Origin of the sequence: Mycobacteroides chelonae (assembly GCF_016767715.1) — a bacterium.
Taxonomy (GTDB): Bacteria; Actinomycetota; Actinomycetes; order Mycobacteriales; family Mycobacteriaceae; genus Mycobacterium; species Mycobacterium gwanakae.
In genome coordinates this window covers 457,758-483,260 of the sequence record NZ_CP050145.1, presented here as the reverse complement: position 1 = coordinate 483,260, position 25,503 = coordinate 457,758, and the positions used below count along the sequence as shown (strand labels likewise).

The following is a 25,503-nucleotide window of genomic DNA, read 5'->3' as shown; positions in this document are numbered from 1 at the left end:
CGAAGACCGTCAAAGACAGTTAGTCGGTATAGACGCGCGGGTGCAGCGTTCCGATGAAAGGCAGATCGCGGTAGCGCTCGCCGTAGTCGAGCCCGTAACCGACCACGAATTCATTGGGGATCTCGAAGCCGACGAGAGCCACGTCGACGTCGACCTTCTTAGCCTCGGGCTTGCGCAGCAGCGACACCACATTCAGCGACCGTGGGCCGCGCGAGGCGAGGTTCCGCATGAGCCAGCTCAGGGTCAGCCCGGAATCGATGATGTCCTCGACGATCAGGACGTCGAGGTTCTGGATATCCCTATCCAGATCCTTGAGGATGCGCACCACACCGGAGGACGAGGTTGCCGAGCCATACGAGCTGACCGCCATGAACTCCATCTGGGTCGGGATGGGGATGGCCCTGGCCAAATCCGAGACAAACATGACGGCACCCTTGAGCACGGTCACCAGCAGCAGGTCGCCCTCGATATCGCGATACTTTTCGCCGATGGCGGCGCCAAGCTCCTGAGTCCGGGCACGAATCTGCTCCTCGGTGAGGAGCACCGATTTCACGTCGCCGCTGTATTGCTCGCCGCATGACTGTTGCTGTTCGCAGGTCACGACGGACAGCGTGCCATGGAGAACGCAAGCTCACCAAGCCGGTGACATTGGCTAGTGACTTTGTTTACGAAATAGGCCACTATGGAAACGTGAGCAATGGCGCTTACGGAGCAGGCGACGAGCTGCCGTCCCGCGATATCCGCGTGGTGGTAATCGGGGCCGGCATGTCCGGTCTGTGTATGGCCTCCACCCTCCGGCACCGGGGCATCACCAACTTCACCGTCTACGAGAAGGCCGACGAGGTCGGCGGAACCTGGCGGGACAACACCTACCCAGGTCTGCAGTGCGACGTGCCGTCGCGCTACTACTCCTACTCCTTCGCCCCGAATCCCGGTTGGAGCAAAGGCTTCTCACCAGGTCCAGAGATCCACCAGTACTTCGTGAGATTCGCCGACGAGCAGGGTCTGCGCCGGAACATCCGCTTCGGCGCAGCCGTCACCCGGGCCGAATGGGTAGATGGGCCGGGCCAGCCCCACTGGGAGTTGGAGATTTCCGACGGCAGCCGTGACACCGCTGATGTCGTGGTCAGTGCCACCGGAGTGCTGCACCTTCCCCGCCTTCCTGATATCGACGGGCTGCGAACATTCGCCGGCCCGTGCTTTCACTCGGCGCGATGGGATCACTCGGTGCAGTGCGCGGGGAAACGAGTCGGGCTTATCGGCACCGGGTCCTCGGGGGTCCAGATCATCGGTGCACTCGCCACCGAGGTGCGGAGCCTCTCGGTGTTCCAGCGCTCGGCACAGTGGGTCGCACCAGTGCCCAACTTCACCTACTCGTCCATGTCGAAATCGATGTGGTCCCGGGTACCGATACTGAACAGGTTCTCTTATCGCTTGTGGCGCTTCTACTTCGAACGGGGCGTGGGTGGATCAGTGGTCAATCCCGGTGTACGGCGCCGACTCATCCAGGGGTTCGTGCGGGCGTCGCATCGGCTGCTCATCCGCGATCGCGCGCTGCGCGAGAAGCTGCATCCCGATTACGAGCCGCTGTGCCGGCGACTGGTCATGTCGGTGCCGTTCTTCAAAGCGGTACAACGCCCCAACGTCGCGGTGCTCACCGACGGTATCGAACGCATCGTGCCACAGGGCGTCATCACAAACGACGGAGTTCTGCATGAGCTGGATATCCTGGTGTGTGCCACGGGTTTTGATGCTCATTCCTATTTGCGTCCGATGGAGGTGATCGGCCGCGCCGGGGTGAAGCTCAGCGAGGTGTGGAGTGACGGGCCGCGCGCATACCGCGCCGTGGGCCTGGCCGGATTCCCGAACTTCTTTCTCCTGATCGGGCCGAACAGTCCGATCGGAAACAATTCGCTGATCTCTATCGCCGAGACGCAGGTGAAGTTCGCGATGCATTGGATCGACGAGATACGTTATGGCCGAGTTCAATCGGTGGCACCGACCGCGCAAGCCGCAGATGCCTTCAACGCCGAGGTGCGCCGGGCCATGCCCAAAACCGTGTGGTCCTCGGGATGTGACAGCTGGTATCTGGGAGCCGACGGCGTACCGGAGCTGTGGCCCTGGCCTCCCGTCGACTACCGTCGCACGCTCACCTCGCCGAATCGCGAGGACTTCGCAATCACTTAGACGTCGTGGATCGACAGCACCAGCCGGTCACCTGATCTCGAGGCCACCAGGCGCTGGTACGGCAAATCTGCGCCCACCGCGACCCCGCCCTGCCCATGCCATTGCGCAACGAGCCCATCCACCGCGCGAATCTGGTTGTCGTTCAGATCCTGTGCGCCACCAGCCAACAGCCAAAGCCTGATCACCCTTCTCCGTACGGCGGGCGCCAAATTGCGCAGACCCGAAACCTCCAGAGAACCCGTACCGGCGAAGGCTGCCCGCGCCTGCTCGTCGAGCGCATCCCCGTCCTCGCGTAGCGAGGCCGCGGTTCGGGCAAGGGCCTCGGCCACGCCGCCTCCGAGAACCTGCTCCAGTAACGGCAGCACCTCGTGACGCAGGCGCACCCGGACGAAGCGCGGATCGACATTGTGCGGGTCCTCCCATGGAGTGAGCCCCCATTCGGTGCAGGCTGCACGCGTCTCGGTGCGGCGAACATCCAGGAACGGGCGCCCCCAGGGGGCATCCCACGGGCGCATTCCGGCGATGGAACGTGCCCCCGATCCTCGCCCGAGTCCCAGCAGCACCGTCTCAGCCTGATCGTCGAGAGTATGGGCAAGAAGCACGGGCAGCCCGTCACTGGCCTTGCGCAGCGCGGCATACCGGGCAGTCCTGGCAGCCGCTTCCAGACCACCCGGGCCGTCAACGGCCACCGAAAGAACCAATGCGTCACGACATCCCAGGGCCAGCGCCTGATTCCGCGCCTGGGCCGCGACCTCGGCTGAGCCCTGCTGCAGCCCGTGGTCGACGATCAGCGCGGTCACCGCCCAGCCCTGCCCGACGGCAGCCGCCGCGAGCGCCAGCGAGTCAGCGCCACCCGAGAGCGCCACGGTGACAGCTGCGACATTCGGGAGGTGCTGCACACCAAAGGCTTTGACAGCCCGTCGCAGCGCTAGAGAACTCGGGCGATCCATAGATCCGGGTCCTCGATTTCGGCTGGCTTGGGCAACGTCTCGGGGTCTTGCCAGATGGTGTTGAAGCGCTCCATCCCCACCGTTCCCACCACATGGTCGACAAATCTCTTGCCACGGGTGTACTGACGCATCTTGGCATCCATGCCGATGAGCGCACGGATGACCCGTTGCAGCGGTGGCTGCTTGCGTGAACGCCGCGCCTCGAAGCGCGACCTTATGGATGCCACCGAGGGGACCACGGCGGGGCCAACCGCATCCATGACATGGTCGGCATGTCCTTCGAGAAGGGTGCCCAGCACCAGCAGACGATCCAGTGCATCCCTGCCGCTGTCGGATTGCATAGCGCGCAGCAAGTCGACAATCCCGTTCTCGCCCTGCCCCTTCGGGGATCGGACAAACTCGGCCAGCCTGCCGAGCATCCCGGCCACATCTTCTTCCTGTTCATGTGCGAGTGTCGCCAACGTGCCCGACATGTAGTCCGCCAGCCATGGATTGGCCGAGAACTGCACACGGTGCGTCACCTCATGCAGACACACCCACATCCGGAAATCGCTTGGCCTCACCCGAAGCTGACGTTCCACCGCGATGATGTTCGGATACACCAGCAGTAACGCGCCCGCCCCTTCCGCCGTGAACGGGTCGTACTGTCCAAGAATGCCCGACGAGACGAAGGCCAGCACGGCGCCGGTTTGCGCCCCGGTGACGCGGCCGGACAAAAACCCCGAGGCGCCGCCGTCACCGCCGGCCATCACCCGCATGGACTCGGCTGCCGCCGTAATCCAGCTGGGGCGGTCAATGATCCGCGCCTCCGGAACCACCAGCCCATCGGCCAAGCCGGTGAGCTCACGCACCGGAGCTTCCGCACGCCGCGCCGCATCCGAGAGCTCGGCGATGGCCTGCTGGCGGGTGTACTCGGTGGTGGGCGGCGCGGGTCGTGCCAACTTGGCGCCCACGGTGGCCGCGAACTCCCAGTTGACCATGCGGCCAACCGTCAACTCGGGACGCTCGGTTCCGGCTCCGCGCTTCGCGACGCGATCCGGCGTGGTCATCAGCTACATCCGCATGACCGCAGCACCGCCGCGGTGTTATCCACCGCGTTGCGCGCGGTGGGGGCGGTGGCCTGGTTCTGCATCAACGTGAAGGTGAGCACCCGGCCGCTGATGTCGGTGACCACACCTGCCAGTGTGTTCACCCCGGTGAGCGACCCGGTTTTGGCGCGCAACCAGCCCGCCGAGGTTTGGTTTTGGAGGACGAAGCGTTCCGAGAGTGTGCCGCTGCCGCCGGCGATGGGCAGCACGTCCAGCAGCGGTCGCAGCTTCGGCTGATCGGGGCCAGCGGCCGCTCCGATGACCTCGTCGAGGGTGCGTGCCGTCACCCTGTCGTCCACCGACAACCCACTGGAATCACGCAGTGTCAGGCCCGTGAGATCGATTCCTGCGCTGCGTAACTGGCTCGTGACGGCATCGACGGTTCCGGAGAAGGTCTGCGGTCGGCCCGATGCCAGCGCCACCTCGCGCCCGATTGTCTCTGCCATGACATTGTCGGAGGCATTCATCATCTCCCGCAGCCGCTCCATCAGCGGCGCCGACTGCACGGAAGCAATGGGTTTCGCTGTCGAGGGCGCAGCATCCAATCGCACCGTATCCGGGTCAGCCCCCAGCGCGGTGGCGAGTGCACGCCCCGCGTCCAATGCGGGAGTGGTGGAACGGCGTGAGTCATAGTCGGTCGGCTGTGTGCGGCCGGCATCGAGCATCACGGCCTGGATCGGCGCGACGTCACCGCCGTCGATATCTGCCGGGTCCCACCCGGGTGCCATCGACGGTCCGCCAAATCGGCTGATATCCACGGTGATTGAGGTGACGGTGACGCCCGACTTGCGCACCTGATCGGCAAGATCGCTGATACGGGCGGCATCGCGGTACCACGTGTCGGTGCCCGCCGGCGCCGCGCTGAGGATCGGGTCTCCGCCACCGACCAGTGTCACCAATCCGCGCTGCCCCGCGGTATCAGCGACTACCGAAGTGGTGAGTTTGGCGTCGCGCTCGAGGGTGATCAGCGCCGCCGCCGCGGTCAGCACCTTGTTGGTGGACGCCGGCACCATCGGCACGGTCGAACCCTGTTGCCACAACTCGCGGCCCGTCAGCGCATCGGTGACCCGGCCGGTGAACATCGCGAGCGCCGGATCGGCCAGCGCCTTGTCCAGCGCCTGCGCCAGGCCGTCCACCGTCGGAACCGGCGCGGAATCGGAAACCGGAACAACGCCGGGCTTGGGGCTGACGAGCACCGGCTCCGGATCGGCGCCCTGCAATTGATGGGAGGTGGCGGCTCCGGTGGTCAGCGAGGCCACAAGTACCAACGCGGCAATCGCCAGTACGACGGCGACGGCGAGCAGGACATGGGTAGAGCGCCGCCAGCGACGCGGATCAAGTGCCCTGGCGGTGACCATGCTCTGCAGGGTATCGCTATCCTGGTGCCCGCTGGACGAGCGCTTGCGCGAAGACTGACAGGCAGACTTGACAGGCTAAGTACCACCGACATTCAAGGAGCGGGTGTGGAGTTCGACGTCACCATCGAGATCCCCAAGGGTCAGCGCAACAAGTACGAGGTCGATCACGTGACCGGCCGGGTGCGTCTGGACCGCTACCTCTACACGCCGATGGCCTACCCCACCGATTACGGCTTCATCGAGAACACCCTCGGTGAGGACGGCGATCCGCTGGACGCCCTCCTGCTCCTGCCCGAGCCCGTCTTCCCGGGCGTGATCGTCGAGGCACGGCCCGTCGGCATGTTCAAGATGGTCGACGACGGCGGCGGCGACGACAAGGTGCTGTGTGTGCCCGCGGGCGATCCGCGCTGGGATCACATCCAGGACATCGGTGACGTGTCGAGCTTCGAGCTGGATGCCATTAAGCACTTTTTCGTGCACTACAAGGACCTCGAGCCCGGCAAGTTCGTCGAGGCCGCCGACTGGGTAGGCCGCGCCGAGGCCGAAGCCGAGGTCACCGCGTCGTTCGAGCGCCTCAAGACCCAGGGACACTAGCCCGGCATGGGCGCCTGGCACACGACGGCGAACACGTCGGTGCTGCTTTGGGCGACGGTCACTCCGTCAACGGTGATAGAACAGCTGATGGTGCCCTCACCGACCATGGTGACATTCATGGTCAGCGGAACGTCCCGACGTCTAATCGTCACCGAGACTGCCCACGGCTGCGAAACATTCGACACACGCACATAGTCGTTGTCCGTCATATAGGCGACATTGACCCCGCCGCCCTGACCACCCACGCTGTAGGTGACGCTCTTGCCGCCGTTCCCCGACCCCCCGGGACCCTGACCCGTAGTGGGCACCGGGGTGGGCGCCTCGGTCGTGGTGGGCACCGGCGGCGCCTCAGTGGTCGTTGGCGTGGTTTCGACACCGGTGCTGGGGTTAGGCGGGGGTGGTGATGGCGGAGGTGGCTCGGTCGTCGTTATCGACGGCAAGGGGACGTCATTGGGCCCCGTCCAGGTCGTCGATGGTGTGACGGTGACCGTCGTCGGTGCGGCCACCTCAGTTCGGCGCGTGATGACCAGAATGGCGGTCAGCGCTATCGCCAGCACCGCCAGGATGCTGACGCCGGCGACTATCCACGGCCACTTCGGCGGTTTCGGATCCTCGGGATAGGGAATCGGTTCGCCGGGTGGCCATGGCTCCTGCGGGTACTCCTGCCAGGCCGGATCCGTCACTGTCCCCCACTCCTTCCCCAGTGCAACTGGGTGCAATGTTACGTCGCGTTAAACTCCTGCAAAATGCGCGGTCCCCCTCTAGCGAACAGCGGCGCCCCGTCGAATCATGGTTCTATGTTGATGCATCAGGGCATCGGCCGCGACACGTTCAACGAGATGCCCGACACCAAAGCGGTCCACGCGCTCTACGAGTGTGGTGGCAGCGTGACCTGGGCGCGGAAGATCGCCGCGGCCCGGCCGTTCGCCGATCACGATGCCCTGTTCCGGTACGCCGACAACGAGCTCTTCGCCCTGTCCGAGGAATCACTGGACGAGGTACTGATCGCCTACCCTCCGCTGGGCAGACGCCCGGGAAGCGCGCGTTCGCATGCCGAGCAGTGCGCGATCCGCGATGAAACCCCGGGAATGATGGCTGCGTTGCGGGCCGCCGCCCACCGGTACGAGCACCACTTCGGCCATCGCTTCGTCATGCACCTGTGCGGACAGGACGGCGCCTCCGTGCTGCGCGCGATCTCCGACCGCATGCACCACGACGTGGACACCGAACGCAAGGTGACCCGCAACGAACTCGCAAAGATCAACCGCACCCGTCTGGAGCGCATGCTCGGCCCCGAGGGCGGTTACGACAACTGGTGAGCTAGCTGCGTGCTACGCCGCCAGCGGTACGCGTTGCGGCAGCAATGCGAACACGCGGCGTGCTGCACAACCGATATCCGTGGTGGGCGACGCCGGGATCAGGGTCACCCCGTCGGCGACACCGGCCAGGTAGATATCGGCGATCAGACCCGCCAGCCCTTCCGGCGTGCCCGCATACGACACCGCCGAGGGAACCCGCAGGCTCGCAAAATGCTTACGCGCGGATCGGGAATCGGCCTCGATGTGCACGTATACATCCAGGATGACTGCAGGTGCGTCCTTGCGCGCGGCGCGCAGCGCATGCCTGGCCCGCTGCGCCTGTTTGAGATCGGCGGCGTTGACGCGTGCGGTAACACCCGTTCCGCTGGTCAGCTCGTGCCAGCCGGCCACGTCGTCAGTGAAGACCCGAAACGTTTGATGTTGTGCTGCCACAGACGCCACGGTACTCACGAGGTCGCGGTAGAGCCATCGTTCAATTCCGGGTGAGCCGATCAGACCCGATCACACCGACGACTGCTCGGAGACCGGCGGCGTCGGTGCGCGTTCGGTCAGGTTGTCGATGACGCGTTGCACCCTCGGCATGAGCGAGTCGATATCCAATCCGAGCCAGTAAGGGATCGGATACATGAAATGTCGATTGAGACCTGGCAGGAGCCTGCTCAAGAAGTAGCCCAACCACGCTTCGGGACGCACCGGAGCCACCGCAAAGTTGTAGCGCGCCGCGCGGACCGTGGCCCGCGCAACCTGCGGCGGACCGATCAATTGATCCAGCACCCGCATCGGGGCGGAGGACTGGAAGGCCCTCATCACGTTATTCAGACGCTCACGTACATCATCGGGAAGATCCACGCCGGCCACGGTGGCGTTTACCCCAATGTTGGTGTTGATGAAGCCGGGACATACCGCGGACACCCCGATTCCCTTGGGGCCCAGTTCCATCCGCATGCACTCGCTCAACATCTTCACCGCCGCCTTGGAGGCAGAGTAGGCGGGAAAGATCGGCGTCGGAGTGATCGCCCCCGCCGAGGCGATGTTGACGATTTGACCGCCACGACCGCGTTCGGCCATCTGCTTGCCAAAGACACGCCCGCCATATGCGACACCGAACACGTTGACCCGGAACTGCTTTTCCCAGTGCTCTTGTTCGAGGTCGAAGAAGCGACCGCCAACCATGATGCCCGCGTTGTTCACCAGCACATCAGGGACCCCGTATTCGGCCCGCACCTGATCGGCGAATCGCTCCCATGCCGATGGATCGGTGACGTCGAGCTGGAAAGCAACGGCACGCAGCCCCTTGTTGTGAATAATCTCCGCCGTTTCCTGGGCGGTGGTCAGATCGAGATCCGACGCCACCACCTCCGCACCGCCCCTGGCGAATTGGATGGCGATGGCCCGCCCGATGCCGCTGCCGGCGCCGGTCACCACAACAAGATCTGGTTTACGTGCGGGGAGCAGCCTCATCCCACGACCTCCTTGTTGCGCTTACGCCGCGATGCCACCTTCACCACGGGCGCCACCGTCTCGCTGCCGTAGCGATAGTTGTCCAACCGGAAGTATTTGTTGTGGAAGTACATCTCGCCGAAACCGCCTGGCCGGAAAGGCGAATCACCGTGATTGTCGATGTAGTAAGTGTTGGCCGTCGAACATGCCGGCGAGAGCCACAGGTGATTCTTGTTGCGCTGGTGCATCTTGCGGAAGTAGGCCTGATGCACGTCCTGCTTGACCTCGGCGGTGGTGGCACCGCGTTTCTTGGCCTCCGCGATAACCCGGGCCGCGTGCGCGGTCGTCGATTCGATCAGCATGTGATACGGCCCGAACACATAGCCGTACGGTCCGAGAACAAGGAAGAAGTTAGGGTACTCGGGAATCGAAACACCCTGGTAAGCCTGATAGCGGCTCTCCTGGAAGAATCGTTTCAAGTCCTTGCCGCCTCGCCCGGCGGTCGGGAAGGCCGGCATGTGATCCCAGATCGCGAATCCCGTGGCACAGATCAATACATCTACTTCATGCTCGACGCCGTCCGCGGTCAGCAGACCCTTCTCGGTCATCCGCTGAATCGGTTCGGTCACCAAGTCCACATTGGGCCGGTTGAACGTCTTGAGGTAGGTGTTAGAGAACGACGGACGCTTACAGCCAAATCCGTAATAGGGCAGCAGCTTCTCGCGGGTCACCGGATCGTCGACCTGTGTACGCATCCAGGAGCGAATCCTGTTGGCCATGGCCATCGATGCCGATTCGACGTATTTGGAGTCGAGGTTGAAAACAGCATCCGGAATGTACGCGGTGCTGAGGTTGATCGCGTGGCGAATCCCCTTGGCGACACCGGGGAATCCGAACAGTGCCCGCCAGAACGCGTTGTACTTCAAGTCAGGTTTGGGCCCCACATAGATGGGCGTGCGCTGAAAGACGGTGAGGTGGCCAACCTCCGGGGCGATCTCGGGAACGAGCTGCAGCGAGGTAGCCCCGGTTCCGATGACCGCCACCCTCTTCCCGGCAAGCTGAACATCCTTATCCCACAGCGCGGTATGCATCAGCACACCCTGATAGGAATCGATACCGTCTATTTCTGGGAGCTTGGGTTGCTCAAGTCCGCCGGTCGCGGCAATCACATGCCGAGCAGTGATGACGGTGTCATCGTCCAGGGTAAGAGCCCAGATATTTTGCGACTCATCAAATTCCTGACGAACGACGCGCGTATTGAACCGGATCTTGCGCCGCAGGTCGTGCTTGTCGACAAGCTCGTTGGCGTACTCCTCGAGTTCATTACCCGGGGTAAAGAACTTCGACCAGGTGGTCTTCTGGTCGTAGGAAAAACTGTAGATAAAGGTCGGGATATCAACGGCCACGCCCGGATACTTGTTCGCGTGCCAGGTGCCGCCGGCGGCCCCCCACTTCTCCAAAATCACGAAATCGTGAACTCCCCTTTTGGTGAGCTCAACACCTGCTCCGATACCGCCGAAACCGGCTCCGATAATCACGACTTCATGGTCGGGAACAACCCGTTCCCGGCCGTTGGCTTCGCTACCCCGCGCACGTGTACTAGTCATTCGACGTCCTTGTCAGTCCGACCCAGTGATGTATCGGACCGAAAGTATCACGTATTACGAGTTACGGATACTGCGATTCGGCGTCACGCCACCAGGAAGTCCGGCAGTGGCCGCGGGTCATCGGCGGGCCCCACCTGTCCGTCCCGCTCGACATAGGTCAGGGTCGGGCCATGGTGGACAAGCTGACCGATCGCATCGACGAGGCGCGCGATGTCACCCGCGGTAGTGCCCAGCCCGACGCTTGCGCGTAGCGCTCCACCCGGAGCGCCCAATCTGGCCAGCAGCGGATGCGCGCAGAACCTGCCGTCGCGCACTCCGACTCCATGTTCGGCCGACAGATACGCGGCGGCCACCGACGGCGTGTATCCGGCGACCGTGAAGGACACAATGCCCAGTACATCTCGGCCACCTTCCCAAATGCGAAGAGTGTCAACGCCTTCGATCGCCTCGAGCCCTTCCCGAAGTTGGGCGGTGAGCGCTTCTTCGAGTTGACTTATCTCTCCCAGCGCGTCCAATGCCTCACATGCTGCCGCCACGGCGGCAACGCCGACCACATTGGGAGTGCCCGCCTCATGCCGCTGCGGTCCGACGAGCCACTCGGCCTCGTCGATACTGACATTGCGCACCGCACCCCCGCCCGCCAGATACGGTCGCGCGGCGTCGAGCCAGTCACTTTGTCCGACAAGGACTCCGGCACCAAATGGGGCGTACAGTTTGTGCCCGGAGAACGCGAGGTAATCGATTCCGGTTGCCGCCAGGTCGATGCGACGATGCGGAACCAACTGCGCACCGTCAACGGCGATCCTCGCGCCGTGCCGGTGGGCAACGGCAGCGAGTTCAGCCAATGGCAGCACCTCGCCGGTGACATTCGATGCGCCGGTAACGGCCAGCAGCGCGGCGGGCTGCCGGGAGAGTTCCTCATCCAGCGCGGCGACGGTGTCCGCGACGGTAGCCCGATGTGCTGCCACTCGAGCGCCATATCGCTGCCAGGTCAGCAGGTTTGCATGATGTTCGATATCAAGCACCACCACATTTGGGTGTCGCCGGCTTTCAGAATCCGCCCCACCCGGCACCGCCGAAGCGAGCAGATTAAGCGAGTCGGTGGTGTTGCGGGTAAAGATCACGTGCTGGCCGGGGGCTGCTCCCACGAAACGTCCCACCGTTTCCCGGGCACCCTCGTACACCGCCGTGCACACGCGCGAGGCATATCCGGCGCCACGGTGCACGCTGGCGTAATACGGCAGCAACTCGTTGACGCGGTCCGCGACATCGCCGAGCGCGGGTGCGCTCGCCGCGTAGTCGAAATTGGCGTACCTGATCCAACCACCTTGAGCCAGAGGCACTTTGACGTCTGCCCCGACGACGCGCGCGGCCGGTCGCTCAGCCCCAGATTGTGCGGACACTGACATGTGACATCCCATCTCACCGGACCCGCCCGGCGAGTCCACGCTTGCCACGCCCGGTTGAGCGCGGCCAGGTCGTCACCTGGAGCACCCCACCGTGGAGGAGGGTTGCCGACCAGCTAGCCAGGGCTTGTCGCTGGTTCTCATGACCTGAGGGCAGTGTGCCCACCGGGCACTGCCATCGTCAAGCGCATTGCGCAGGGTGATTTCAAATGCGCGATGTCACGTCGTTGATCCGGTCCGATTTTCCGATCCCCGCGCCGTAGGGCACACTGACTAGCGGAGGGGAGTATTCCTTCGCTGCGGTGTCGTCATCACATCGGCCATTGTCGGACCGGTCGGTGCCGCGGGCCGGTCACGTATCGGCGGAAGAGACCTCCGGCGTTTTGGCGACCGGAGGTTATTCAATGCAGGTATCCCAGCTCGAGTGGATCATCACGCTGGCCGTCACGGTCGCGATCTTGCTGGTCGATGTCGTGGTGATCGGTAGGCGCCCTCATGAGCCCACCGTCCGCGAGACCGCTACTGCCCTGAGCATCTATATAGGGCTCGCCGTGGCCTTCGGTCTGTGGGTGTGGTTCTTCCACGGCAGCCAGTTCGGGCTGGAGTTCTTCGCAGGCTGGCTCACCGAGTACAGCCTGTCGGTCGACAACCTGTTCATCTTCCTGATCATCATGGCCAGCTTCAAAGTTCCCCGTGTCTATCAGCAGGAAGCGCTGCTGATCGGCATCATTTTGGCGCTGATCTTCCGCGGCATCTTCATCGCGCTGGGTGCGGTGGCCATCGAGCAGTTCTCCTGGATCTTTTATCTTTTCGGCGCGTTCCTGGTGTACACCGCGATCAACCTGGCCCGGGACACCGAGCACGACGACGACGCCGATAACGCCGTGGTGCAGTTCGCCCGCAAGCACCTGCGGACCACCGATAAGTGGGACGGCCTGCGACTGTGGGTCCGGGATAACAGTGCGAACGGCGCCAGACTCATCACGCCGATGTTCCTGGTGATCGTGGCGCTGGGCACCACCGACCTTCTCTTCGCCCTGGACTCGATCCCCGCGATCTACGGGCTCACCAAGGAGCCCTATCTGGTGTTCACGGCCAACGTGTTCGCCCTTATGGGTCTGCGCCAGCTCTACTTCCTACTGGGCGACATGCTCAAGCGTCTGGTGTACCTGTCTCAGGGACTGGCCTTCATCCTGTTCTTCATCGGCGTCAAACTGATCCTGCACGCGCTACACGAGAACGAGTTGCCCTTCATCAACGGCGGCGAGCCGGTGCACGTACCCGAGATCCCCACGCTGGCAAGCCTTGCGGTGATCGTCGTGACGCTGCTGATCACCACCGGCGCCAGCCTGTACAAGACTCGGCGCACTGCCAAAGAGGACTAGTGCCCAGCGCCTGCACGGTGAACGGCGCGGACCTCCGTGGCAAACTTGGCTGCGACGGGCTCACCGTGCCCGCGGGAGCGCCTCCGCGCGGCGGCGAGCCCAGCCGCAGCCGGACCGATAGGCTCGCTGCCGTACCCCTCCAGGCCCATAGATCCGACGCGGAAATTAACGAGGAGCAGCGTGACCGGCCCCGACGAGTCACCCACTAACCGCACGGGCGAAGAGGCTCCCCAGCCCGCCGTTCAGGAAGCCCCGGGCCATCCGGTGCCACCGCAGTACCTGCTCGGCAGGTCGGCCCCTCCGGCCCGGACACTGATCGACATCCTCTACTCAACGGCCGCGGAGCACCCCGATGCGCCCGCCATCGATGACGGCACCATCCAGCTCACGTATTCAGAGCTGATCGTCGACGTCGAGGCAAGCGTCGAGTGGCTCGGGGCACGCGGAATCGGGCGCGGTGATCGCGTTGGTATCCGAATGCCCTCCGGCAGCTACTCGCTCTACGTGGCGATCCTGGCCACCCTGGCCGCTGGAGCCGCGTACGTTCCGGTGGACGCCGACGATCCGGACGAACGTGCCGCGCTGGTTTTCGGCGAGGCACAAGTGGCCGCGGTGATCACCCCCGACGGTCTCGTTCGTGGACCCGGATCCTCGAGGGGCTGGCGCGCCGCCAAACCCACACCACGCGACGACGCCTGGATCATCTTCACCTCGGGTTCCACCGGCACCCCGAAGGGTGTGGCGGTGACACATCGCAACGCGGCGGCCTTCGTCGATGCGGAAGCGCAGATGTTCTTGCCGGACAATCCGATCGGTCCGGATGATCGGGTACTCGCCGGGCTCTCTGTGGCCTTCGACGCCTCCTGCGAGGAAATGTGGCTCGCCTGGCGCTACGGCGCCTGCCTGGTACCCGCGCCGCGTTCCCTGGTACGTAGCGGTATGGATCTGGGTCCGTGGCTGGTGTCCCGCGATGTCACCGTGGTGTCGACGGTGCCCACATTGGCCGCGTTGTGGCCGGCCGAAGCGCTGGAGGCGGTGCGGTTGCTGATCTTCGGCGGCGAAGCCTGCCCACCGGATCTGGCCGAACGACTGGCCACCGGCGAGGACGGTGCCGCACGCGAAGTGTGGAACACCTACGGCCCCACCGAGGCGACCGTGGTGGCCTGCGCCGCGCGGCTCGACGGAGTGAGCCCCGTCAGCATCGGGTTGCCCCTTCCGGGCTGGGATTTGGCTGTTGTGGATCCGCAAGGCAACCAAGTCGGCTACGGCGAGGTCGGTGAGCTCGTCATCGGCGGCGTCGGACTGGCCAAATACCTCGATCCCGAAAAGGACGCCGAAAAGTACGCTCCGCTGCAGACTCTGGGTTGGTCGCGGGCCTATCGCAGCGGTGATCTGGTGCGCTTGGAGCCCGACGGTCTGTACTTCCAGGGCCGTGCCGACGACCAGGTGAAGGTCGGTGGCCGCCGCATCGAACTCGGTGAGGTGGATGCGGCACTGGTCAATCTGCCCGGTGTGAGTGGTGGCGCGGCCGCGGTGCGCAAGACCGCCAGTGGCACCCCGCTGTTGGTCGGCTACATCGCCAGCGCCGATCCCAACTTCGATATCGCCGCGGCCCGCGCCAGCCTGGCCGAATCGCTTCCCGCCGCGCTGGTGCCGCGACTGGTCAAACTTGACGAGCTGCCCACGCGCACATCGGGAAAGGTCGATCGCAACGCACTGCCCTGGCCACCGCCGGGCGCGGATACCGACGACGACGCAACCGAATTGGGCGGCACCATGGGCTGGCTTGCCGGACTGTGGCGCGACATCCTGGCTGCCTCGATCGACGGACCCGAAGCCGACTTCTTCGCTCTCGGCGGCGGATCGTTGTCCGCCGCACAACTGGTCGCGGCGTTGCGGCAACGCTATCCGCAGGTGACCGTCGCGAACCTGTACGACCAGCCGCGGCTCGGATCGCTGGCCACTTATCTGGATGAGCTCGCCCCTCCCGTCGAGGTCGAACCCCGGATCGTGAAACCGGTGCCCCGGCTCACCGAGTTGGCGCAGTTGGTGGCGACCATCCCACTGACCACCCTCACCGGCCTGCAATGGGCCACATGGCTGGCCCTGGCCAACAACGTGTTCGCAGCATTCAGCAATGTGCCCTGGCTGGTCACGGTCAACTGGTGGGTGCTACTGGCAGCGTTCCTGCTCTTCATCACTCCCCTGGGTCGCATGAGTATCACCGTCATCGGGGCGCGACTGCTGCTCTCCGGGGTCAAGCCGGGGACGTACGAGCGCGGCGGAAGCGTGCACCTGCGCGTGTGGATCGCCGATCGCCTCGCCACCGCGAGCGGTGCCGAAAACCTCTCCGGCGCACCGTGGATGGTGTATTACGCCCGCGCACTAGGCGCCCGGGTAGGCAATGGGGTCGACCTGCATTCGTCACCACCGGTGACGGGCTGGCTGGAACTCGGCGACCGCAGTTCCGTTGAACCCGAGGTCGACTTGTCCGGGCATTGGGTTGACGGCGACAAGTTCCATGTCGGCCCGATCGTCATCGGCGAGGACGCCACTGTCGGGGCCCGCACCACCCTGTTGCCGGGAGCGGTCATCGGTAAGAACGCCGATGTGGCACCGGCTTCCGGTGTCGTCGGACGAGTCAAGAACGGTCAGTACTGGAAGGGCTCACCGGCCGTGAAGTCGGGCAAGGCCCGCCATCCCTGGCCTGATTACCGTCCGCCCCGCGCCGGGCAATGGGTACCGATCTATGGGGTGACGTCAATTCTGCTGGGCGGACTGCCCCTGCTTGCGCTGGCCGCCGGGCTAGGCGTGGTGGCCTTCGGCATCAGGAATACGGCAACGATCTGCCAGGCCGTGGTGCCCGCGCTCATCTGGACGCCGGGGGCGGCGCTGGTCAGCGTGGTCGTGTATGCCGCCATCACCGTTGTGCTGGTGCGGCTGCTGTCGATCGGCGTGCACGAGGGTTATCACCCCGTCCGCAGCCGGCAGGGCTGGCAACTGTGGGCCACCGAGCGCCTCATGGATGCGGCCCGGAACTACCTGTTCCCCATCTATGCCAGCCAACTGACCCCATGGTGGCTGCGCATCCTGGGGGCGAAGATCGGCAAGGACACCGAGATTTCGACGGCCCTGCTGGTGCCAAAGTTCACCGAGGTCGACGACGGTGCGTTTCTGGCCGACGACACTATGGTCGCGTCGTACGAGTTGGGCGGCGGCTGGATCCACATCGCCAAGGCCAGAATCGGCAAGCGCGCATTCCTGGGAAACTCGGGGATCACCCAACCGGGACGCAAGGTTCCCAATGACGCGCTGGTCGCCGTCCTGTCCGCCACTCCGCATAAGGCGAAGTCGGGCTCGTCGTGGATCGGTAGCCCACCAAAGCGGTTGCGAAGAAAGGCCGATGGTGCTGATTCCGCGCTTACCTTCGAGCCACCGTTCCGCCTTAAGGTGATGCGGGGAATCGTGGAGACCTGCCGCATCATCCCGATCATCGTGACGTTCGGGATCGGTGTCGGGGTGCTGCTGGCTCTGCAGACAATCGCCATCCGGTTCAACTTCTGGGTTGCCGGTGCACTGAGCGGCGTGGTGCTGCTGGTCGCCGGTGCCGTGGCTGGTGTGGTGAGCGTCGTGGCCAAGTGGGTTGTGGTCGGGCGCACCAAGGCCGTGGAAAAACCGCTCTGGTCCTCGTTCGTCTGGCTTAACGAGGTCGCCGACACCTTCGTGGAAACCGTTGCCGCCGTGTGGTTCGCACGTGCCGCGTCGGGGACGGTGATGCAGAACTGGTGGCTACGCGGCCTGGGCGCCAAGATCGGCCGTGGAGTGTGGTGCGAGACGTATTGGCTGCCCGAGGCCGATCTGGTGACCCTGGGCAAGGGAGCGACCGTGAACCGCGGCTGCGTGGTGCAGACGCACCTCTTCCACGACCGGATCATGCGGATGGACACCGTGACCCTCGGTGAGGGCGCCACCCTCGGCCCGCACTGCGTGGCACTTCCCGCCGCCGAGCTGGGTGCCGGCGCCACCGTCGGTCCGGCATCACTGGTCGTCCGCGGTGACGTCGTACCCCCGTCGACCAGGTGGCAGGGCAACCCCATTTCTCCATGGGGCAAACTGGATCCGATGGCACCGAAGAAGCCCAAGGGCGGCAAGGTTTCCCCCGGTAAGAATTCCGGGGCCGCATGACCAAACCAGGCAAGAAGGCGGCCAAGCGGCTACCCCCACGGCCTCCCGTCATCGATCCCTATCTGCCGCAAAACGGCAACTACGGATATCGGGTGTCACGCTATGAGCTGGAGCTGGAGTACAAGGTCGCCATCAACCGGCTGACCGGTACCGCGACGATCACGGCCGTCACCCTTGCCACCCTCAAGGAATTCACCCTTGACCTTGCCGATGCCCTCGGCGTCTCAAAGGTGACCGTGAACGGCAGGCGTCCAGAGCATTTCGGGCACCGCGCCGGAAAGATCACCATCAAGCTGGTGACCGCCATCCCAGCGGGAGCTGCCATGACCATCGTCATTCGGTATGGCGGATCACCTCGGGCCATCAACAGCGTGTGGGGCGACGTCGGATTCGAGGAGCTGTCCAACGGGGTGCTGGTGGCCGGGCAGCCTAACGGCGCGGCATCCTGGTTCCCCTGTGACGACCATCCCAGCTCCAAGGCAAGCTATCGATTCGTCATCAGCAGTGACAGCCCATATTGTGTTGTCTCCAACGGGGAGTTGGTATCCCGTCGAGTCCGGGCCGCGCACACAACCTGGACATACGAACAGCCCGAGCCGATGGCGCCGTATTTGGCGACACTACAGATCGGCGACTACCAGACGATCAAGCTCGCGAAGAACCCGATCTCGATGAATGCCGCGCTGCCCTCACGGCTGCGCGAACGGTTCGAGCATGACTTCGGCAGGCAGCCCCAGATGATGAAGCTATTCATCAAACAGTTCGGCCCTTACCCGTTCGCGGCCGGGTACACCGTGGTGGTCACCGACGATGATCTCGAGATTCCTCTTGAAGCGCAAGGTATTTCAGTGTTCGGGGCAAACCATTGCGACGGGGAGCGACACTCCGAGCGCCTGGTGGCACACGAGTTGGCGCATCAGTGGTTCGGCAACAGCGTCACCGCCCGCCGCTGGCGTGATATCTGGCTCCACGAAGGGTTTGCCTGTTACGCCGAATGGCTCTGGTCTGAAGAGTCCGGGGGGCCGTCCGCCGATGCCCGCGCCCGCCACTATCACCAAAAACTGAAAGATCTCCCCCAAGATTTGATTCTGGCTGATCCCGGCCCACAGCTTATGTTCGATGATCGCGTGTACAAGCGTGGAGCGCTGACGTTGCACGCGTTGCGATTACGACTCGGTGACACAAAATTCTTCGCACTGCTGCAGGACTGGACCACCCGTTACCGGCACAGCACCGTCATCACCGACGACTTCACCGGCCTAGCGGCCGCCTACTCGGACGAATCGCTCCGGCCATTGTGGACAACGTGGCTGTACGAGAAGCAGCTCCCGGCCTTGGACCGGAAGTGACCGACGCCGGCCCCAGCACCCGCTCCAGCGTCGCACGGATCGGCGTGGCCACTGCTATCAGCGCTATCTGCGGGTACACCGTGCTGTACCTTGCCGCGCGCGAACTGGGCCCCTCCTTGTTTTCGGTGTTCGGAGTCTTCTGGGGCGCATTCGGTCTGGTGACTGGCGCCGCAAACGGGCTGCTGCAGGAGACCACTCGCGAAGTGCGGCTATCGCTGGCGCAGCGCGAACGTTCTCCACTGGACACCACCCTGCCGATCAGGATCGCCTTTGCCTTCGCCATCGCGTCCGCCGTAGGGGTCGTCGGCACCGCACCATTGTGGGCATCGCATGTGTTCACCGAGTTCCGTTGGCTCAGTGTGGCATTGCTTGCCGGCGGACTAGCCGGATTCTGCATGCACGCGACAACCCTAGGCGCGCTGGCGGGATCGAGCCGCTGGACTCAGTACGGCGTTCTGATGGTGACCGATGCAGGAATTCGTCTGGTGGTAGCGGTTGTCACGTTCGCGGCCACCCTCGGTCTCGTCGGCTATCTCTGGGCGACGGTGGCCGGATCGATGTCATGGTTACTACTCACCGCGATCTCCAAGCCGACCCGCGAGGCACTCAAGGTACCCGCACTCGTCGACACCATGGAATTCCTGCGCGGGGCCCGGCATTCGATCGCCGCAGCCGCCGCCAGTGCGGTGTTGGTGATGGGTTTCCCCGTGCTATTGCAGTCGACGGCAGGCGATCTGGGCCCCACCGGCGGGGTGGTGATCCTGGCCGTCACGCTGACCCGTGCACCGCTACTGGTGCCGCTGACTGCGCTGCAGGGCAACCTCATCGCCCACTTCGTCGATGCGCGGGACCGCCGCCTCACTGCACTCATCACGCCGGCCATCATCATCATCGGCGTCGGCGCGGTGGGCATTGCACTCGCGGCGTCCGTCGGCCCGTGGCTACTACGGACGGTGTTCGATCCGGCGTATCAGGCGGGCGGCCCGCTCCTGGGCTGGCTCACCGCCGGTGCGGTGATGATCGCGCTGTTGACGTTGACCGGGGCGGCCACCGTGGCACATGCCCGACACCTCGCGTACTCAGCGGGATGGGTTGGTGCGACAGTGGTCTCGGCGCTGCTGTTGCTGTTGCCGCTCGCTTTGGAGGAACGAACGGTCATCGCGTTGATCGGCGGACCCGTCGTCGGGATCGTGGTGCATCTGGCCGCGCTCGCATTCTGGCGGGACCCAGAAACCACCGACGAGATCATCGACTGAACGACCTCTGAACGAGCGCGTCAGATCCCCGCGGCGTGCTCCAGCTCTACCAGCGCGGCCTCGAGGCCGTCGGCCATCTCGTCGATGTCCGCGGCCACCTCCGGTGTGGTGACGAATCCGAAATCCAGATGCTCCAGATAGGAGAAGCAGGTGATGTTGAGGGCCACGTCCATGACGGGCGGGCCCAGCGGAATCAAAGACTCGAGCTTGGCACCGGCCATGTACAGCGGGAACGATGGACCAGGAACGTTGGAGAGCACCAGGTTGATGGGTGCCAGATTCCGGGATAGCCCGCTGGCGGTGTAGGCCCGCGCCGCCAGCTGCAGCAACCCGGGCGGCGTGGTGTCCGTCAATCCCATGATCTGGTGGGCCGACATCGCCCGCGCCATTTCCTTGGCGCCCTGGGTCCCCTCGTAGATGGCCCTGATCCGCTCGGCCGGGTCATCGATATCGGTCGCCAGGGTCACGGTCATCGAACTGACTTGATTGCCCACCACCCCATCGGTTTCCTCGGTGCGCACCGACACCGGAATCTGCACGATCAATGGCTTATCCGGCAGCTCGTCACGCTTGAGCAGGTAGTCGCGGACCACGCCGGCAACGATCGCCAGCACCACGTCGTTGACCTTGACCCCGAACGCATCCTTGAGCGCCTTGACCCGCGCCAATTCGAGGCGCGCCCCGGAGACCCGGCGATGCGGTGACACCGGCGCATTGAATCGGGTGTGCGGCGCCTCGAAGTATCCGGGAGATTTGCGTTCCATACCGAAAACCGCCAGCTGCTGGCGGACCGTCTGCTGGACCAACCGGACCACCCGGTAGGGCGTCTTGACACCCACGTTGACCAGGGCGCTCAGCAAGATGCGCTCACGACTGGGCAGGCCCAGCCCGACCAACGATCCCACGGTGTCGTCCGGCGCCGGGCGCGGCTCCGGGGCGATGTCGAGCAGAATCTCGCCCAAACCCGCGCCCGAGACGCCATCGACGATGGCGTGATGCATCTTGGTCAGCGTGGCAACGCGCCCGCCCTCAACCCCCTCGATGACCCAGAGCTCCCACAGCGGCCGCGACCGGTCGAGCTTGTAGGACATCAGCCTGCCGACCAGTTCTTCGAGTTCCTTGCGGCCGCCGGGGGCGGGGACGCCGATGCGGCGGATGTGGAAATCAGGGTCGAGTTCCTCGTCCTCCACGAACCACGGCCGGTCCAAACCCAGCAGGACATCGGTGACCCGCCATCGCAACTGCGGCATCGACGGCAGCCGCTCCACGATGAGACCGCGCACCCGTTCAAAGCTGTAATCGGGGGCATCGCTGGGGTCGAAGATCGACAGTCCCCCAATGTGCATATGCCAACCCGACGTTTCGGCGTGCCAGAACGCCGCATCTACCCCAGACAGCCGCTGCATGGCCGAAACATTAGTGCCGCCGACCTTCCCTTCTGCCGGAATGGCCGGACTCGTCGGGGCCGGGCGGAGCCGACGTTCACCGGTGGGTTACCGGTGCTACCTTGATCCCAGTGAGCAACACCGGTAACAGCGACGTCTGGCTGGTCATCCCCGCCTACAACGAGGGACCAGTCATCGCCGACGTCATCGCCGCGGCGCTCGGCACCTTCCCCAACATCGTCTGCGTGGACGACGGCAGCGCCGACCGTACCGCCGCACTCGCGCACGGCGCGGGCGCACACGTGGTCCGCCACCCCGTCAATCTCGGCCAGGGCGCGGCGATACAGACCGGGGTCGAATACGCGCGTGCACAGCCCGGGGCTCAGATCTTTGTGACCTTCGACGCCGACGGCCAGCATCAAGTCAAGGACGTGGTGGCCATGGTGGACAGGCTGCGACTGGAACCCCTCGACATCATCGTCGGCACCCGCTTCGGTGCCGGATCGGCACCGGGCCACGTACCCCTCATCAAACGCATCGTGCTGAAAACCGTTGTGCTGCTGAGCCCGCGCACCCGCCGCCTCAACCTGACCGACGCTCACAACGGACTGCGCGTCTTCAACCGGACCGTCGCCAACGGACTCAACATCACCATGAACGGCATGGGCCACGCCAGCGAGTTCATCGCGATGATCGCCGAAAATCATTGGCGGGTGGCCGAACAGCCGGTCGATATTCTGTACACCGAGTATTCGATGGCCAAGGGCCAATCGCTGATCAACGGGGTCAACATCATGTTCGACACCGCGTTCCGCCGGAGGTTGCCGTGATCACCTGGATTCAGCCGCTGCTGATCGTCGCGGTCCTGCTGTTGCTGGTGTATCTCTTGCGTTCGCGCAGCACCGCGCAGGCCAAGGCCTGGGTGAAGCTCGGGTTCGTGGTCTTCGTGGTCGCAGGCATCTATGCCATCCTGCGGCCCAATGACACCACCACGCTGGCGCATTGGCTCGGCTTGGGCCGCGGCACCGACCTGATGCTCTACGCGCTGATCATCGCGTTCGCGTTCACGACACTCAGCACCTACCTGCGTTTCAAGGATTTGGAGCTGCGCTATTCGCGGCTCGCGCGTGCCGTCGCGTTACGCGGCGCCGAGCCCCCGACGGGCGACGTTGCTTCGGAGCTAGCTCCGGAAAAAGTCGACGGTCCTTCCGATTCCGTCCGCTAGCGCCACCTTCGGCTCCCATCCCAGCACGCTCTTGGCCAGGCGGACGTCCAGGCAAGACTGACGCAGATCGCCCAGCCGGGGCGGATGAAACTCCGGATCGTCCGGTGCCCCGGCGGCCGCGGCCACCAGCGAATGCAGCTGCCGGTCGCTGGTTTCGACTCCGGTACCGACATTGAACCGCTGTCCCCCGCCGTCCGGACCGGAGGCGCGCACGAAGGCGTCCACCACGTCGTCGACGAATACGTAGTCCCTGGTGTTTCCGCCGTCCCCGAACACCTTGGTGACGCGACCCGACAGCAGCGCCTGCGCGAAAATGGCGACGACACCCGCCTCGCCGTGCGGATCCTGGCGCGGCCCATAGACATTGGCCGGAGCGATATGTGAGCACTCCAGCCCGTACAGATGCCGGAAGGTGTTGAGGTAGATCTCTCCGGCCACCTTGCCCGCGGCATATGGCGAATGCGGATCGGTGGGGACGGATTCGCCGGTGGGGATCTGCTCGGGAGTGCCGTAGATCGAGCCGCCCGATGAGGTGTGCACGATCTTGCGCACGCCTGCCTTGCGAGCGGCGTCGGCCAGCCGCACCGTACCGACCACATTGACGGAGGAGTCGAACTGCGGATCGGCGACCGAGTGGCGCACATCGATCTGCGCGGCCAGGTGGAAGATCACCTCGGGCGAGAACTCGGCCACAACGGCATCCAGATCTGCCTCAACGATGTCGTCCTTGACGAAGGTGAAGGCGGAATGCGCCTCGGCGGCCTCCAGATTCGACACCTTGCCGGTGGCGAGGTTATCCAGGCCCGTTACCTCGTGCCCGTCCGCCAACAGCCGGTCGACCAGCGTCGATCCGATAAATCCTGCGGCTCCGGTAACCATTGCCCGCACGTGGCGACTCCCTCTTTATTCACATAGCTCGCGGCATTCGGCCCCACCCTACCGACCGTGCCTGATGTTCTTCCCGCAAGCGTTCATCGCTAGTCTCGGGCCCTGATGCCTTTCGCCAGAACCAACCGCGTTGCCGTTGCCGCAGCGGCTCTCATCGTGGTGCACCTCGTGGTGCGCAGCGTGCTGGCGTTCGGCGGAGATTTCTATTGGGATGACCTGATCCTGGTCGGCCGCGCCGGTACACAGGGCCTGTTCTCGCCCTCGTACCTGTTCGATGACCACGATGGACACGTCATGCCCGCAGCGTTCTTGCTGGCCGGCATCCTCACCAAGCTCGCCCCATTAAATTGGTTCTGGCCCGCGCTGAGCCTGGTGATCCTGCAGGCGTTGGCGTCCCTGTCGCTGCTGCGGGCGCTGCGCGTGATCCTGAGCTGGCGGCCCGTGCTACTTGTTCCGCTCACGTTCGCACTGTTCACGCCGCTGGCAATCCCAGGTTTCACCTGGTGGTCGGCCGCGCTGAATTCCCTGCCCATGCTGACCGCGATGTGCTGGTTCGTCGCCGACGCGGTGCTGCTGGATCGCACCGGAAACCGTCGGTACGCCGTGACGGCGATGTGTGCGTTCCTCGGGGGGCTTCTGTTCTTCGAGAAGTCGGTGGTCATTCCCTTCGTCGCGTTCGCGGTGGTGACGCTGCTGGCGTACCTGCGCGGCGACGGCTGGTCGGCGCTGGAGCGGACATGGCGCCGGGGTGCGGTGCTGTGGGTTCCGGCAGGAGCCCTTACCGGGGCATGGATCGCGCTTTACCTGGTGGTGGTGGACCAGAAGCGTTGGAGCACCGATCTGTCGATGACGTGGTCGCTGCTCCAACGCTCATTCACGCACGGGGTGCTTCCCGGATTGGTGGGTGGTCCGTGGCATTGGGATCGTTGGGTGCCCAGCTCCCCGTGGGCCGAGCCCTCGTCATTCGTGATCTGGCTGGGGGCATTGGCGCTCGCCGCAACCGTGGCGCTGACCTGTTTCCGCAAGCAGCGGCTTGGGCTGGTCTGGCTAACCTTGCTGGGGTATCTGGCGGCCAGTGAGGTGCCGATTTATCTCATGCGTTCGTCGGCATTCACGGCGCTGCTGCTCGCGCAGACCTTGCGGTATCTGCCGGATCTGGTGGTCGTCGCGACGCTGCTGGCGGCGGTGGGTCTCACCGCCCCGAACCGGCCGGGCAGTACGAGCCTGGACAGTTCTGCTAGACGCACCGCCGTGGTCGCGCTGACGCTGGCGTTGTTCGTGGGGAGCAGCCTGGTATCCACGGCCAACTACTTACGCAGCTGGCGCAACAATCCCGCCTCGCCGTACATCGCCACTGTGAAGGAGTCCCTGGCGGCGGTCGCGGACGGGCCGGCGGTGCTGGACCAGGAAGTTGATCCGCTGGTGCTGCAGAATGTGGTGCGACCGGAGAACCTGTTGAGTCATATGTTCGCCCTGGTGCGCCCCCGACCAGAGATCGGTTCCACCACAACGCAGTTACGGATGCTCGATCGCTATGGCCACCTACTCGACGCCCAGGTGACGTGGGTGCGGGCCCTCACCGAAGGCCCGGTTCCCGGATGCGGGTACCTGGTGCAGTCCACGCAGACCATGCCGCTGACGGGGCCGCTGCTCCCCGCAGATTGGATCGTGGAATTGAACTACCTGGCCAATACCGAGGGTGCTGTGTGGGCATCGTTCACCAACGGGCCCAGAATCAAGGTTCCCGTTCGGCCGGGACTCAATCGGGTGTTCATCAGACTCCCAGGTTCGGGTAATTCACTTACCCTGCAACCGATTACCCAGTCATTGTCACTGTGCGTCGCCGTCGGGCCGGTAGGGGCGCTCGCTCCCCGGTAGATT

The 25,503-nt window shown here is 64.5% G+C and carries 21 protein-coding genes and 1 riboswitch; of the genes, 10 read left to right on the top strand and 11 right to left on the bottom strand.

Annotated elements, in window-relative coordinates; all coding sequences use genetic code 11:
* Positions 1-19: 19 nt before the first annotated feature.
* Complete coding sequence (gene hpt, locus HBA99_RS02405; RefSeq protein WP_030095835.1) at positions 20-601, bottom strand: hypoxanthine phosphoribosyltransferase; 582 nt, start codon at positions 599-601, stop codon at positions 20-22.
* Between the two features lie 89 nt (positions 602-690).
* Between hpt and HBA99_RS02400 the strand changes: the two genes are divergently transcribed.
* Positions 691-2,187 carry a flavin-containing monooxygenase gene (locus tag HBA99_RS02400; protein ID WP_030095836.1) on the top strand — a complete coding sequence of 499 codons (1,497 nt, stop codon included), beginning with the start codon at positions 691-693 and terminating at the stop codon, positions 2,185-2,187.
* On the opposite strand, the gene tilS is transcribed toward HBA99_RS02400, so the two are convergent.
* From tilS to dacB, 3 genes are all read right to left on the bottom strand, one after another.
* Positions 2,184-3,137: a tRNA lysidine(34) synthetase TilS gene (tilS, locus tag HBA99_RS02395; RefSeq protein WP_044104846.1), complete on the bottom strand. Its 954-nt coding sequence runs from the start codon at positions 3,135-3,137 to the stop codon at positions 2,184-2,186. The genes HBA99_RS02400 and tilS overlap by 4 nt on opposite strands.
* Positions 3,116-4,117 (bottom strand): zinc-dependent metalloprotease, encoded by a 1,002-nt coding sequence (locus HBA99_RS02390; protein ID WP_232784665.1) that lies wholly within the window; start codon positions 4,115-4,117, stop codon positions 3,116-3,118. Before HBA99_RS02390 ends, tilS begins: the two co-directional genes overlap by 22 nt.
* 68 nt (positions 4,118-4,185) lie before the next feature.
* Positions 4,186-5,583 carry a D-alanyl-D-alanine carboxypeptidase/D-alanyl-D-alanine endopeptidase gene (gene dacB, locus HBA99_RS02385; protein ID WP_030095839.1) on the bottom strand — a complete coding sequence of 466 codons (1,398 nt, stop codon included), beginning with the start codon at positions 5,581-5,583 and terminating at the stop codon, positions 4,186-4,188.
* Positions 5,584-5,688: 105 nt separating this feature from the next.
* Here dacB and HBA99_RS02380 point away from each other — a divergent pair, with 105 nt between their 5' ends.
* Positions 5,689-6,177, top strand: a complete 489-nt coding sequence (locus tag HBA99_RS02380; protein ID WP_030095840.1) for an inorganic diphosphatase — start codon at positions 5,689-5,691, stop codon at positions 6,175-6,177.
* Here HBA99_RS02380 and HBA99_RS02375 read toward each other — a convergent pair.
* Positions 6,174-6,860, bottom strand: a complete 687-nt coding sequence (locus HBA99_RS02375) for an MmpS family transport accessory protein (RefSeq protein ID WP_070930207.1) — start codon at positions 6,858-6,860, stop codon at positions 6,174-6,176. The two genes, HBA99_RS02380 and HBA99_RS02375, sit on opposite strands and share 4 nt — an antisense overlap.
* A gap of 114 nt (positions 6,861-6,974) precedes the next feature.
* Here HBA99_RS02375 and HBA99_RS02370 point away from each other — a divergent pair, with 114 nt between their 5' ends.
* Entirely contained in the window at positions 6,975-7,496 is a 522-nt protein-coding gene (locus tag HBA99_RS02370; protein ID WP_030095842.1) for a 2-oxo-4-hydroxy-4-carboxy-5-ureidoimidazoline decarboxylase, read from the top strand.
* A gap of 12 nt (positions 7,497-7,508) precedes the next feature.
* On the opposite strand, the gene HBA99_RS02365 is transcribed toward HBA99_RS02370, so the two are convergent.
* The 4 genes from HBA99_RS02365 to HBA99_RS02350 form a co-directional block, all read right to left on the bottom strand.
* Positions 7,509-7,946: a hypothetical protein gene (locus HBA99_RS02365; RefSeq protein ID WP_196328542.1), complete on the bottom strand. Its 438-nt coding sequence runs from the start codon at positions 7,944-7,946 to the stop codon at positions 7,509-7,511.
* Between the two features lie 51 nt (positions 7,947-7,997).
* Positions 7,998-8,957: an SDR family NAD(P)-dependent oxidoreductase gene (locus HBA99_RS02360; RefSeq protein ID WP_030095844.1), complete on the bottom strand. Its 960-nt coding sequence runs from the start codon at positions 8,955-8,957 to the stop codon at positions 7,998-8,000.
* Positions 8,954-10,543 (bottom strand): flavin-containing monooxygenase, encoded by a 1,590-nt coding sequence (locus HBA99_RS02355; protein WP_075908268.1) that lies wholly within the window; start codon positions 10,541-10,543, stop codon positions 8,954-8,956. Before HBA99_RS02355 ends, HBA99_RS02360 begins: the two co-directional genes overlap by 4 nt.
* A gap of 83 nt (positions 10,544-10,626) precedes the next feature.
* Complete coding sequence (locus HBA99_RS02350) at positions 10,627-11,952, bottom strand: aminotransferase class V-fold PLP-dependent enzyme (protein ID WP_070918976.1); 1,326 nt, start codon at positions 11,950-11,952, stop codon at positions 10,627-10,629.
* Positions 11,953-11,984: 32 nt separating this feature from the next.
* A riboswitch (SAM riboswitch) is annotated at positions 11,985-12,097 on the bottom strand.
* A 256-nt stretch (positions 12,098-12,353) separates the two neighbouring features.
* Between HBA99_RS02350 and HBA99_RS02345 the strand changes: the two genes are divergently transcribed.
* The 4 genes from HBA99_RS02345 to HBA99_RS02330 all read left to right on the top strand — a co-directional run bounded on the left by HBA99_RS02345 (position 12,354) and on the right by HBA99_RS02330 (position 20,124).
* Positions 12,354-13,334 carry a TerC family protein gene (locus tag HBA99_RS02345; RefSeq protein WP_030095847.1) on the top strand — a complete coding sequence of 327 codons (981 nt, stop codon included), beginning with the start codon at positions 12,354-12,356 and terminating at the stop codon, positions 13,332-13,334.
* A 180-nt stretch (positions 13,335-13,514) separates the two neighbouring features.
* Positions 13,515-17,519, top strand: a complete 4,005-nt coding sequence (locus HBA99_RS02340) for a Pls/PosA family non-ribosomal peptide synthetase (RefSeq protein ID WP_057965722.1) — start codon at positions 13,515-13,517, stop codon at positions 17,517-17,519.
* Positions 17,516-18,868 (top strand): M1 family metallopeptidase, encoded by a 1,353-nt coding sequence (locus tag HBA99_RS02335; protein ID WP_030095849.1) that lies wholly within the window; start codon positions 17,516-17,518, stop codon positions 18,866-18,868. The genes HBA99_RS02340 and HBA99_RS02335 overlap by 4 nt, the downstream gene beginning before the upstream one ends.
* Positions 18,865-20,124, top strand: coding sequence for a polysaccharide biosynthesis protein (locus HBA99_RS02330; protein ID WP_057965721.1), 1,260 nt, complete (start codon positions 18,865-18,867; stop codon positions 20,122-20,124). The genes HBA99_RS02335 and HBA99_RS02330 overlap by 4 nt, the downstream gene beginning before the upstream one ends.
* A 20-nt stretch (positions 20,125-20,144) precedes the next feature.
* On the opposite strand, the gene HBA99_RS02325 is transcribed toward HBA99_RS02330, so the two are convergent.
* Positions 20,145-21,530, bottom strand: coding sequence for a WS/DGAT/MGAT family O-acyltransferase (locus tag HBA99_RS02325; RefSeq protein WP_070918911.1), 1,386 nt, complete (start codon positions 21,528-21,530; stop codon positions 20,145-20,147).
* A 110-nt stretch (positions 21,531-21,640) separates the two neighbouring features.
* On the opposite strand from HBA99_RS02325, the gene HBA99_RS02320 reads away from it, so the two are divergent.
* Entirely contained in the window at positions 21,641-22,339 is a 699-nt protein-coding gene (locus HBA99_RS02320; protein WP_030095852.1) for a glycosyltransferase family 2 protein, read from the top strand.
* Positions 22,339-22,734 (top strand): DUF2304 domain-containing protein, encoded by a 396-nt coding sequence (locus HBA99_RS02315; protein WP_057965739.1) that lies wholly within the window; start codon positions 22,339-22,341, stop codon positions 22,732-22,734. Before HBA99_RS02320 ends, HBA99_RS02315 begins: the two co-directional genes overlap by 1 nt.
* Here HBA99_RS02315 and HBA99_RS02310 read toward each other — a convergent pair.
* Positions 22,690-23,622, bottom strand: coding sequence for an NAD-dependent epimerase/dehydratase family protein (locus HBA99_RS02310; protein WP_030095854.1), 933 nt, complete (start codon positions 23,620-23,622; stop codon positions 22,690-22,692). The genes HBA99_RS02315 and HBA99_RS02310 overlap by 45 nt on opposite strands.
* 105 nt (positions 23,623-23,727) lie before the next feature.
* On the opposite strand from HBA99_RS02310, the gene HBA99_RS02305 reads away from it, so the two are divergent.
* On the top strand, positions 23,728-25,500 hold the full coding sequence (locus tag HBA99_RS02305) for a hypothetical protein (RefSeq protein WP_070930209.1): 1,773 nt from the start codon (positions 23,728-23,730) through the stop codon (positions 25,498-25,500).
* Positions 25,501-25,503 lie beyond the last annotated feature (3 nt).